Here is an 11,680-nt window from a genome sequence, read left to right on the forward strand (position 1 = left end):
CGACATCCGCGACTGGGTCAGGGGCTGGAACGCCAACCCCAAGCCGTTCATCTGGACCAAGACCGCCGAACAGATCCTGGAGTCACTCGGACGACTTCTTACACGGATCTCCGGTGCAGGACACTAGGTCAGCGTGGCGGCACACTCGAGCAGGAGTGCGTGCACGAACGCCTGGGGGAGGTTGCCGCGCAGCTGGCGCTGGCGGACGTCGAACTCCTCGGCGAGCAGGCCCGGCGTGCCGCAGGCCGCCCGGGTCCGCTCGAACGCGCGGGCGGCGGCGACCTCGTCGCCCGCGGCGTGCTCGGCGAGGGCCAGGACGAAGCCGCACAGGAGGAAGGCGCCCTCCAGCTCGCCGAGCGGGGCGGGGCTCGGCCGGAAGCGGTAGACGTACCCGTCCTGGGTCAGCTGGTCGCGGACGGCGGCCAGGGTGGCCTGTGACCGGGGGTCGTCCATCGGCAGGGCACCGCGGACCGGGGACAGCAGCAGCGAGGCGTCCACGCCGGCCACCGACGGGCTGCGCTGCCACCAGCCCTCGGGAGCCAGGCACCGGCGGCCGGTCTCGGCGAGGATGCCGTCGGCCAGGGTGGCGGCCCGCCCGGCGTCCCCGGGGCTCGGGGCCACCTCCGCGATCCGGCGCAGGCCGGCCACGACGGCGAGCCGGGACTGCGTCCACCAGTCGTCCTCGAGTTCCCAGATGCCGGCCTCGGGCGAGTCCCAGCGCTTCTCGACGACGTCGACGGCGACCTGGGCGGCCCGCCAGCCGTCGGCGTCCAGGCAGTCCGTCCGGGCCGCGGCGGCCAGCAGCTGCAGCACCTCGCCGACGGCGTCGAGCTGGAACTGCTGGTTGACCCGGTTGCCGGCCCGCGGCTGGCCGCCGGGGTAGCCGGGCAGGTCGAGGTCGTGCTCGTCGGGGACGGGACCCCCGTCCACGCGGTAGGCCGGCTTGATCCGGTCGCCGTCCTCGAGCAGTCGGGCGGTGGCGAACCGGACGGCGTCGTGCAGCGCGGGCAGCGGCCCGTGCTCGGCCGCGGCGAGCCCGGCGTAGGCCTGGTCGCGGATCCAGACGTAGCGGTAGTCGTAGGAGGTGTCCCGCCGAGCCCGCTCCGGCAGGCCCATGGTGGCAGCGGCGACCATGCCGCCGCTGCTGCTGGTGAGGCCGTGCAGGACGGCGTAGGCATGCCGAGCGTCCCGGCTCGCCGACCCCGCGTCCAGGTCGGGCACCCCCTCCTGCCACGAGGCCGTGGTGGTCGACCACAGCCGGTCGGGGTTGGGCCGGTCCCCCGGCGCGTCCAGCCCCGTCTCCAGCACCAGGTCGACCGCGTCCCCCTCATCGACGAGGAGCTCGGCGCGCAGCACGCCGTCCCGGCCGGGTGCGGCGTCCGACGCTCCCGTCCAGCGCCAGTGCAGCGGCCCCGAGCGCCCGGTCCACCGGTCCTCGTCCCGGTGCGGATGGGACCGCCCGTGAGCGCGCCCTCCGGACCGGAGGTCGAGGGTCACCTCGACCCGTGCGGTGCCGGTGACCGCCCGGACCTGCCGGATCAGGACGGCGTTGCGCGGGTCGGTGGGCCGGGCCAGGGCTTCCCGGCACTCGATCACCGAGCCGTCGTCGACGATCCACCGGCTGCGCCAGATCAGCGAGGCCGGCTCGTAGAAGCCGCCCCAGACGAACCGTCCCGACGGCGTGACCGCGTAGGTCCCGCCGCCGCCGAGCAGGTCGCCGAAGACCGGTTCGTCGTGCCACCGTGGCAGGCACAGCCAGGAGATGCCGCCCCGCGGGCCGACCAGGGCGCCGCGCTCGCCGTCGGCGATCAGTGCGTACTCACGCAGGACGTGCAGGGGCATGCCGGGCGGGGAGGGGTGGGTCCGCTCGGGAGTCATGGCTGGGCCCGTGGTGCGGTGAGCGCGCCGAGCAGGCCCGAGGCCGCCGCGGTCGCTGCGCTGATCGACGCCGGCCGCCGGTAGGCGGGCCAGCACGCGGCCACGAGGGCCATGCTCGCCGCATGGAGGACGTCGACCGCGGCGCCGGCCAGGACTCGGCCGCGCGTCGGGTTCAGCAGTACCCACGCGTTCTGAGCGATCAGCCGGCCCCCGAGGACGCGCACGATCCAGGCGCGCGGCTCCGGTCGGCCGACCCCCAGCAGCCGGGTGGTGCGTCCGGGGAGGACGGCCAGGCAGACGCCCCAGACGGCCCGGGTGGCCGCGAAGGTCCGCGGAAGGGTCCGGCGGCGGGTCCGGGAGTCGGTCACCGCCGGTTCCGCAGCGACGCCAGCCCGACCCCGATCCCCGCGGTCGCGGCGGCGCCCAGGACGGCCACCGCGCCGTGGTGCCGGCTCGCCCAGATCTGCGGGTCCCGGGTCCACGCCTCGTCGCTGAACCGACCCCGCGCACCGAAGTCCCGACCGTCGGGCCCGTCCGCCGGCTCCCACAGGTTGACCGGGTCGGTGGGCCGGGTGTCCCGGTCGGTCTGCTGCCCCTCGACCCCGTTGCGGGCCAGGTACCAGTCCACGAACTGCGGGGAGACCTTCTCGCCCAGGATGGTGTAGACGGTGGAGATCCCCACCTGCCAGGCCCGGCGACGGGGGTGCTCGCTGGCGTGCACCATCGCGCCGGCCATGACCTCGGGCTGGTAGATCGGCGCGACCGGTTGCGGGCGCTTGGGCAGCTTGTTGAGCACCCAGTCGAACTGCGGGGTGTTCACCCCGGGGGCGTTGACCACCGTGACCCGCACGCCGCTGCCCTCGTTCTTCAGCTCGGTGAGCACCGACTCGGTGAAGCCCTTGATGGCGTGCTTGGCCCCGCAGTACACGCTCTGCAGCGGGATGCCCCGGTAGGCCAGCGCCGACCCGGTCTGCACGACCACGCCGCGGTTGCGTGGCTTCATCCGCCGGAGCGCGGCCCGGGTCCCGTTGACGAAGCCGAAGTAGGTGACCGCGGTGGCCCGGGTCCACTCCTCAGGGCTGACGTCCTCGAACCGGGCGAACACGGTGCTGAAGGCGCAGTTGCACCACACGTCGATCGGGCCGAGCTCGCGCTCCACCCGGTCGGCTGCCGCCTCGACCGCCTCGGCGTCGGAGACGTCGACCGGCACGACCAGCGGCGTCCCTCCGGCGGCGCGCACGTCCTCGGCGGCGGCCGCCAGCCCCTTCTCGCCGCGGGCCAGCAGCGCCACCCGGTCGCCGCGCCGGGCGAAGGCGATGGCGGTGGCCCGCCCGATCCCGCCGCTGGCCCCGGTCACGACGACGGTCTGACTCATCCGATGCGCCCCTTCGCGGATTGCCAGCGGGTGAGGACGGCGGCGCCGGAGGCGGCGAGCGCGGCGACCGGCAGCGCAGCCCGCACGGCTCGCCGCCGGAACCCGGCCGGAGGGCGACCGGCGACGGCGCGCTCGGGCCGCCCGTCGGCCAGCGCGCCGCGCCCGTGCTCGCGGGCCAGCTGCATCACCTGGGCGACGTGCAGCGCGCGCCGGCCGGTGCCGGCGTCGGCGATCTGCGTCTTGCAGGAGAACCCGTTGGCGACGACGACCGTGTCCCGGTCGGCGTCGCGCACCGCCGGCAGCAGCGCCTGCTCCCCGCAGGCGAGAGAGATCTCGTACTTGCCCTTCTCGAAGCCCCAGGCGCCGGCCAGCCCGCAGCAGCCGCCCGTCAGCGAGTCCACCGACAGGCCCATCTGCTCGAGCAGCTGCTGCTCCGGCTCGACGCCGCCGGTGGCCCGGTGGTGGCAGTGCCCCCACATCAGGGCCTCGCCGTCCAGTTTCGGCGGCTCGACGTCGAAGGTCGTGAAGAACTCCGCGAAGTGGTGGGCGTTGCGGGCCAGCCGGGACGCGTCGTCGTCGTGCGGCAGCATCTTGACCAGTTCGTCCTTGAAGACCGCGAGGCAGCTGGGCTCCATGCCGACCACGGGCGTGCCGGCGCGGACCTCGTCGCGCAGCACGTCGAGCACCCGGTGCAGGTAGCGCTCGGCCATGTCGAGGAAGCCGTAGTCGTACAGCGGCCGGCCACAGCAGACGTGGCCCTCGGGCACCACGACCTGCCAGCCGGCGGCCTCGAGCGCCTCCACGCAGGCCACCCCGACGTCGGTGTGCAGGTGGTTGTTGAAGGTGTCGGGGAAGAGCACCACCCGCCGTCCGTGCGGGTTCGTCGTGCCGCCCCGCTCGGCGAACCACTGCTGCAGGGTGAGCGGCGCGAACGTCGGCAGCGGCCGGTGCCGGTCGATGCCGGCGACCAGCTTGGGCAGCAGCGACAACCCGGGTGTCTGGGTGACGGCGTTGACCAGTCCGGGCGCGAGAGCCACCAGCCGGGCGGCCTGGTCGATGAACCCGAAGGCGTAGGCGTAGCGGTGCCGCCAGCGCCGCCACGACTTGTAGTGGTGGTGGCGGAACTCCGCCTTGTAGGTCGGCATGTCGACGTCGACCGGGCAGTCGCCGGTGCAGCCCTTGCAGGCCAGGCACAGCTCCAGCGCGTCGGCGACCTCCGCCGACTGCCAGCCGTCGGTGATCACCTCCCCGCGGAGCATCTCGAACAGCAGCCGCGCCCGGCCGCGGGTGGAGTGCTTCTCCTCCCGGGTCACCTGGAAGCTCGGGCACATGGTCTGCACCGGTTCCGGGTCGCGGCACTTGCCCACGCCGACGCAGCGCAGGGTGGCGTGCGCGAAGTCGCCGCCGTCCTCGGCGTAGGCGAACCGCACGTCGGGGCGCCACGGGTTGTAGTCGGTGCCCAGCTTGAGGTTCTCGTCGAAGCGGTAGGGCTCGACGACCTTGCCGGGGTTCATCTTCCAGTGCGGGTCCCAGATGAGCTTGAACTCCCGCATCGCCTGCATCAGCCGCGGGCCGTACATCTTCTCCAGCAGCTCGGCGCGCTGCTGGCCGTCCCCGTGCTCCCCGGACAGCGTGCCGCCGTAGGAGACGACCAGGTCCGAGGCCTCCTCCAGGAAGGCGCGGTAGGTGGCGAGGCCGTCGGCGTGCCGCAGGTCGAAGTCGATCCGGGTGTGGATGCAGCCCTCGCCGAGGTGGCCGTAGATCTGCCCCGGCGTGCCGTACTTCGCGTAGAGGGCCTTGAGGTCGCGGATGTAGTCCCCGGCCTTCTCCGGTGGGACGGCGGAGTCCTCCCAGCCGGGCCAGTGGTCCTGCCCGTCCGGCGGGAACGCGGTGGAACCCAGGCCGGCCTCGCGGATGGCCCAGAGCTGCTCGCTGCCGCCGCCCTCCTCCTTGCTCTTGGCGACGCTGATGCGGTCGGCCTCGTACCCCTTCTCCTCCTGCAGCCAGCGGATGAAGTCCCGGGCGCGCCCCTCTGACTCCTCGGCGGTGTCGGCGCCGAACTGCACCATGAGCCAGGCCCCGCCCTGGCCGTACCTCGGCAGCTCCTGCAGGGCCGCCTCGTTGAGGTGCTTGAGCTGCTGGTCGTGGATCAGCTGGTGGTCGATCCCCTCCAGGCCGATCGGCTTCCACTGCTGGATCTCCACGACGTGGGTGGCCGCCGCGGCGATGTCCGGGTACTGGATGAGCACGGTGGTGCGCTCGAACAGCCCCGGGGTGAGCAGCAGCGTCGCCTGCAGGGCGACCGCGCAGGTGCCCTCGGTGCCGACCAGGGCACGGGCGACGTTGAACCCCCGCTCCGGCAGCAGCTCGTCGAGGTTGTAGCCCGACACGCGCCGGGGCAGCACGTCGACCGACGGGTAGCCGGCCCGGATGTCGTCGGCGTACCGGTCGCGCAGGTCCCGGAGCTCGGCGTAGACCTCGCCCTTGCGCCCGCCGGCGGCGATGATCGCGTCGAGCTGGTCCTCCTCGTCCACGCCCACCCAGAAGCGCTCGCCGTCGTAGGTGACGACCTCCAGGGCGTGCGTGTTGTCCGACGTCCGCGGGCCCGGGCCGTAGTGCCTGGCCTGCACCGAGTGGATGCCGCAGGAGTTGTTGCCGACGTTGCCGCCGATGGTGCAGCGGGAGTGCGAGGAGGGGTCGGGGCCGAAGACCAGGTTCTGCTTGCCGGTCTTCTCGTTGAGCTGCTCGTTGATGACCCCGGGCTCGCAGGTGACCCGGCTGCCGGGGACGTCGACGTCGCCGATGCCGGTGAGGTACTTGGAGACGTCGATGATCACGGCGTTGTTGACCGTCTCGCCGGACAGGCTGGTGCCGCCGCCGCGGGCGGTGACCGGCGCTCGGTAGCGGGAGCAGGCCTTCATCGTCTCGACGACGTCGTCCAGCGTCTTCGGCACCACGACGCCGATCGGGGTCTGGCGGAAGTTCGAGGAGTCGTTGGCGTACACGGCCAGCGAGCCCCGGTCGAAGCGCACCTCACCGCGCACGTGCCGGCGCAGGTGACGCTCCAGCCCCGCGACGTTGATCGTCTCGGTGGCGGCCATCCCGGTGACGAACCGGGTGTCCCCGTGGGCGGGGACGGCGATCTCGGTCCCCAGCGCCATGTCAGTCCTTCTTCCCGGGCAGCACTTCCCTGACCTTCTCGGCGAACTTGTGCAGCTCCTGCTTGGCGCCCTCGACGATGACGCCGGCCTCCTCCGGGTCGCCCTTGAGCATCGCCTTGGCCGACTTCATCCCCAGGTCCTTCTGGATGCGCGGCGGGATCGGCGGGACCTCCTGGTCGGTCTTGAACTCGAGCACGCACGGCCGGTCGGCGGCCAGCGCCTCGTCCCAGGCCGAGCCCACCCGCTTCGGGTCGTCGCAGAAGACGCCCTTGAGCCCCAGGATCTCGGCGAACTGGGAGTAGCGGACGTCGGGGATGTACTGGGTGCCGGGGTACTTGGGGTCGCCGGCCTCGGCGCGCTGCTCCCAGGTGACCTGGTTGAGGTCTTGGTTGTTGAAGACACAGAACACCAGCGTGGGGTTCTGCGCGGTCAGGCGGTCGCGGTAGCGCTTGACGGTGATCAGCTCGGCCATGCCGTTCATCTGGAACGCGCCGTCACCGACGAAGGCGATCACCGGGCGGTCGGGCTGGTCCAGCTTGGCGCTGATCGCGTACGGCGTGGCGGCGCCCATCGTGGCCAGGTTCCCGGACAGCGAGGCCTGCATGCCCGTGCGCAGCTTCAGGTACTGCGCCCACCAGTTGGTGCCCGAACCGGAGTCGGCGGTGAGGATGGCGCGGTCGGGGATCCGCGGCGAGAACTCGTACGCGACCAGCTCCGGGTTGACCGGGTCGGCGCGGTCGTGCGCCCGGTCGTCGAGGATCCGCCACCACTCCTCGACCTGCTTCTCCACCGTCTCCCGCCAGGAGCGGTCCTGCTTGCGCTCGAGCAGCGGGATGAGCGCCTTGAGGGTCTCCTTGGCGTCGCCGACGAGGTTGGCCTCCATCGGGTAGCGGATCCCGATGTAGCGGCCGTCGATGTCGATCTCGACGCCCCGGGCCTGGCCCTCCTTGGGCAGCCACTCGGAGTAGGGGAAGCTCGTGCCGATCATGAAGAGGGTGTCGCAGTCGGTCATCATCTTCTCGCTCGCGGTGGAGCCGAGCAGTCCGATCGGGCCGGTGACGAACGGCAGGTCGTCCGGGAGCGTCTCGCGGCCGAGCAGGGTCTTGGCCACGCCGGCGCCGAGCAGCTCGGCGGCCTGCACCACCTCGTCGGCGGCCTCCACCGCGCCCTGCCCGACGAGCATCGCGACCTTCTGGCCGGAGTTGAGGATCTCGGCGGCCTTGCGCAGCTCGGTCTCCGGCGGGATGATCCGCGGCTTGGTCACTCCGATGCTGGTGTAGACCGCGCCGTGTTCGAACGGCGGCGAGGGTTCGGCATCCTCCATCTGCACGTCGACCGGGATGATGATCGTCGCCACGCCGCGCTGGGAGATCGCGACCTTCAGCGCCCGGTCGATGACCGAGCGCGCCTGCGCCGGGTGCATGACGTATCCGACGTAGTCCGAGACGTCGGTGAACAGCAGCTCCGGCCGGATCTCCTGCTGGAAGGCGGCGCCGACGGAGATCCGCTTCTGCTGCCCGACGATCGCCAGCACCGACTGGTGGTCGAGCTTGGCGTCGTAGAGGCCGTTGAGCAGGTGGATCGCCCCACCCCCGGAGGTGGCGATGCAGCAGCCCACCCCGCCGGTGAACTTGGCGTGCGCGGTCGCCATGAACGCGCCCATCTCCTCGTGCCGGGGCTGGATGATCTCCGGGTCCCCGTTCGCGCGGTCGAAGGCACCGAGGAACCCGTTGATCCCGTCACCCGGGTAGCCGTAGATCCGGTGGATCCCCCACTCGGACAGTCGGCTCAGCACGTAGTCGGCGACCTCTGGCATGGCGTCCCCCTGCGGTCGGAGTCCAGTGTGTGCGCCGCGGTCCTACCCGAGGTTGATCTCTACACACATTTGATTTGTGCCAACACTTGCGCACCATGCAGACATGACCCGATGCAGCGCTCCGGCGGCGGTCGACCGCGTCGACGCCGCCGCGTACACGATCCCGACCGACCGGCCCGAGTCCGACGGCACGCTGGCGTGGGACTCGACGACGCTCGTGCTGGTCTCCGCGCACTCCGGCGGGACCACCGGGATCGGCTGGACCTACGCCGGCCCGTCCGCGGCCTCCGTGGTCACCGGCGAGCTCGCCGACGTCGTCCGGAGCCGGGACGCGACCACGCCGGCGGCCTCCTGGGCGGCGATGCACCACGCCGTCCGCAACCTCGGTCGGCCCGGGCTCGTCGCGGAGGCGATCTCGGCCGTGGACGTCGCCCTCTGGGACCTGCACGCCCGGCTGCTCGACGTGCCGCTGACCGTGGCGATCGGCGCCGTGCACGACGGCACCCCCGTCTACGGCAGCGGCGGGTTCACCTCCTACGACGACCGCACGCTCGCCGACCAGCTGGCCGGCTGGGTCGAGGCCGGGATCCCGCGGGTCAAGATCAAGGTCGGCCGCGACCCCGCCGCGGACACCCACCGGGTGCGCGTGGCGCGCGACGCCATCGGGGACGACGTCGAGCTGTTCGTCGACGCCAACGGGGCCTACACCCGCAAGCAGGCGCTGGAGTGGGCCCACCGCTTCGCCGACCGCGGCGTGCGCTGGCTGGAGGAGCCGGTCAGCTCCGACGACCTGGCCGGGCTGCGGCTGGTGCGCGACCGCGGTCCGGGCGGCCTGGACGTCGCGGCGGGGGAGTACGGCTACGACCTGCCCTACTTCCACCACCTGCTCGACGCGGAGGCGGTCGACTGCCTGCAGGCCGACGTCACCCGCTGCGGCGGCATCAGCGCGTTCGTGCGGGTGGCCGCGCTCTGCGACGCCCGCAGCACGGACCTCTCCCTGCACTGCGCGCCGCAGGTCGCCGCGCACGCCGGCACCGCGGTGTGGCACCTGCGGCACCTGGAGTACTTCCACGACCACGTCCGGATCGAGGGCATGGCCTTCGACGGCGTCCTCCGCCCCGAGCCCGACGGCGTCCTCCGCCCGGACCGCTCCCGGCCGGGCTTGGGGCTGACCGTGCGGACGGCGGACCTGGAGCGCTACCGGGTGGCCTGAGAGCGATCAGGTGAGCCCCGGGCGCAGCCCCCAGCTGGCGCTGGTGGTCTCCCCGGGCTCGAGGGTGCGCAGGCCGTCGCCGGTCCGGAAGGCGTTGGGCGCCGCGGTCATGGGCTCCACGCCCAGGGACCGGCGGCGCCGCTCGGGCTCGGGGAGCGAGTCCCCCGTGAACAGCTCGACGTAGCGGTAGGCGCCGTCCATCCACAGGTCGACCCGGTGCCCACCGGGCGCGCTCACCTGGACCGTCGTCGTCCCGGTGGTGTCCTGGACCAGGTCGGTGAAGGCCGTGTCCAGCTCGGTCGACCCGATCCGGCGGGGGGTGCGCAGGTCCCGGTCGGTGCCGTCCACCGGCCGGCGTCCGGTGGGGATCCCGCGGTCGTCGGTCGGGTACCAGACCCGTGCGGGCAGGTGCACCTCGAGGTCGTCGACCTGCTGCGCGCCGAGCCGGATGTAGGGGTGCGCTCCGGTGGCGTACGGGCACGGGCGAGCTCCGACGTTGGTGGCCCGGGTCTCGACCCGGAGGCCGCCCTCACCGATCCGGTAGGTGATCTCGCAGCGCAGGTCGAAGGGGTAACCCGGCTGCGGCGCCAGGTGGTGGGCGAACCGCAGGCTCAGCGGGCCGCCCCGCACCAGGCGCCAGTCCACCCAGCGCGTCAGCCCGTGGATCGCGTTGCCGACGGCGGGCTCGCTCAGGGGCAGCTGGTGCTCCTCGCCCCCGAACTCGTAGCGGCCGTCGGCGATGCGGTTGGGCCAGGGGATGAAGGTCTGCCCCCGCGCGTCGGTGCACATCTCCGTCGCGGCGTAGCCGTCGAGGACGTCGACGTCCGCGACGGCGTAGCGCCGCAGCGCCGCGCCCACCTCGGTCACGACCGCGTGCTGGTCCCCGAAGCGCAGGGTGAACTGCTTGCCCGACGGTGCGGGGGTGGTGTGCATGTCGGCGCCTGTCTCCTCGGGACCGTGCCGCTCCCCGAACCGTCCGTGAACTGCGGCACGCAAACAATTGCCTGGAGACAACGGTAGAGTGGCTACAAGGCCGCGGCCAACCCGAGCACCACCCGGCGCTCGGGTTGGCCGTCGGGAACCGCATGCCCCACTGACGTGTCGTCCCGATCGGACCGGGTGCCGACGTCCGCCCCGGGCGGCGACCGCAGACAGGAAGGAGTCCCCGTGGAGTGCACACCGGCGGACGAGGTGCTGGTGGCGGCCGTCCGGATGGCCATGGGGATCTCGGCGCAGGCCGCCGATCAGATCGACACCGTGTCCGCCGTGCAGCTGCGGGCCCTGACCGTGCTCCAGGAGAACCCCGCCGTCAACCTCGTGCAGCTGGCCCAGGCGATGGGGACCACCGTCTCCACCGCCAGCCGCCTGGTCGACCGGCTGGTGGCCGCGGGCCTGACCGACCGCCGGCCGTCGCCGCAGACCCGTCGCGAGATCACCCTCTCGCTCACGCCCGCGGGGTCGAGGACCCTCGATCGCTACGACTCCTTGCGGCTGGCCGCCGTCCGGGGCTGCCTGGAGCGGCTGCCGGCGCGCCAGCAGGAGACCGTGGTGGCCGCGCTGGCGGCCCTGGTCGACGCCGGCCGGTCGGCGTCCCCGGACGGCAACGGCTCCCCGGTCCCCGCCTCCCCGGAGGGCGCGCCGCTGCAGAACGGGACCGAGCCGGCGCCCTGACGAGGCCCGCCGCTCGAGGGTCGGCGCCGTGCGGGACGAGGCTGCTGGCACGGACCCGGCCGACCCGGTGCGGGCGGGACTGCGCAGGCTCGTCCGAGCGGGCTGTGCCACAGTGACGGAGAGGTCCGCGGGTCGACGGAGGAGGCGCTGGTGCCCCGATCCTCTCGGCGGACGGCGTCGCCGGAGCAGACCTCGACGGACCCCCACACCCGCGGCCCGTCGGCCGGCCGGTGGTTCCGGGCGGTCGTCGTCGTCGCCGCTGCCGTCTTCGTCATCGGGCTGATGGTCCGGCTGTCGCTGTGGCAGTGGGGGCGTGCCCGGGAGCGGGGTGCGCTGCTCAACTACTCCTACGCCGTCGAGTGGCTGGTCTTCGCCGTCCTCACCACGGTCGGGCTCGTGCACCTGTGGCGCGAGAGCCGACGCGAGCAGACCCGGAAGCCGGCGCCCGAGCACCATCCGGACGGTCCGCTGGTGGGGCCTCCGCTGGCACCGGGGGAGGAGCTCGAGGAGGTGACCTGGGTGCGGCTGCGCCGCAGGATGGGCCTCGGCCGAGGCGGGTCCTGAGG

Annotated in this window: 9 protein-coding genes; 3 read left to right on the plus strand and 6 right to left on the minus strand. The window is 73.1% G+C overall.

Annotated features, from left to right (window positions below; translation table 11 throughout):
* Window positions 1-123: 123 nt before the first annotated feature.
* The 5 genes from DQ238_RS03425 to DQ238_RS03445 are packed head-to-tail and all read right to left on the minus strand — an operon-like array spanning window position 124 to window position 8,230.
* Window positions 124-1,878, minus strand: a complete 1,755-nt coding sequence (locus tag DQ238_RS03425) for a glycoside hydrolase family 15 protein (protein ID WP_199506112.1) — start codon at window positions 1,876-1,878, stop codon at window positions 124-126.
* Window positions 1,875-2,246, minus strand: a complete 372-nt coding sequence (locus DQ238_RS03430) for a hypothetical protein (protein WP_113779922.1) — start codon at window positions 2,244-2,246, stop codon at window positions 1,875-1,877. The genes DQ238_RS03425 and DQ238_RS03430 overlap by 4 nt, the downstream gene beginning before the upstream one ends.
* Entirely contained in the window at window positions 2,243-3,253 is a 1,011-nt protein-coding gene (locus DQ238_RS03435; RefSeq protein WP_113779923.1) for an SDR family oxidoreductase, read from the minus strand. The genes DQ238_RS03430 and DQ238_RS03435 overlap by 4 nt, the downstream gene beginning before the upstream one ends.
* Window positions 3,250-6,414, minus strand: a complete 3,165-nt coding sequence (locus DQ238_RS03440; RefSeq protein WP_113779924.1) for an FAD-binding and (Fe-S)-binding domain-containing protein — start codon at window positions 6,412-6,414, stop codon at window positions 3,250-3,252. Before DQ238_RS03440 ends, DQ238_RS03435 begins: the two co-directional genes overlap by 4 nt.
* A 1-nt stretch (window position 6,415) precedes the next feature.
* Window positions 6,416-8,230: a thiamine pyrophosphate-requiring protein gene (locus DQ238_RS03445; protein ID WP_113779925.1), complete on the minus strand. Its 1,815-nt coding sequence runs from the start codon at window positions 8,228-8,230 to the stop codon at window positions 6,416-6,418.
* A 103-nt stretch (window positions 8,231-8,333) separates the two neighbouring features.
* On the opposite strand from DQ238_RS03445, the gene DQ238_RS03450 reads away from it, so the two are divergent.
* Window positions 8,334-9,443 carry an enolase C-terminal domain-like protein gene (locus DQ238_RS03450; RefSeq protein ID WP_113779926.1) on the plus strand — a complete coding sequence of 370 codons (1,110 nt, stop codon included), beginning with the start codon at window positions 8,334-8,336 and terminating at the stop codon, window positions 9,441-9,443.
* A 6-nt stretch (window positions 9,444-9,449) separates the two neighbouring features.
* Here the strand turns inward: DQ238_RS03450 and DQ238_RS03455 are convergent, their stop codons facing one another.
* Complete coding sequence (locus tag DQ238_RS03455) at window positions 9,450-10,376, minus strand: aldose 1-epimerase family protein (protein ID WP_113779927.1); 927 nt, start codon at window positions 10,374-10,376, stop codon at window positions 9,450-9,452.
* A gap of 234 nt (window positions 10,377-10,610) precedes the next feature.
* On the opposite strand from DQ238_RS03455, the gene DQ238_RS03460 reads away from it, so the two are divergent.
* Together DQ238_RS03460 and DQ238_RS03465 are read left to right on the plus strand one after the other, a co-directional pair.
* Window positions 10,611-11,114, plus strand: coding sequence for a MarR family winged helix-turn-helix transcriptional regulator (locus DQ238_RS03460; protein WP_113779928.1), 504 nt, complete (start codon window positions 10,611-10,613; stop codon window positions 11,112-11,114).
* A gap of 150 nt (window positions 11,115-11,264) precedes the next feature.
* On the plus strand, window positions 11,265-11,678 hold the full coding sequence (locus DQ238_RS03465; RefSeq protein WP_113779929.1) for a hypothetical protein: 414 nt from the start codon (window positions 11,265-11,267) through the stop codon (window positions 11,676-11,678).
* Window positions 11,679-11,680 lie beyond the last annotated feature (2 nt).

The organism is Geodermatophilus sp. TF02-6 (assembly GCF_003319115.1).
Taxonomy (GTDB): Bacteria; Actinomycetota; Actinomycetes; order Mycobacteriales; family Geodermatophilaceae; genus Geodermatophilus.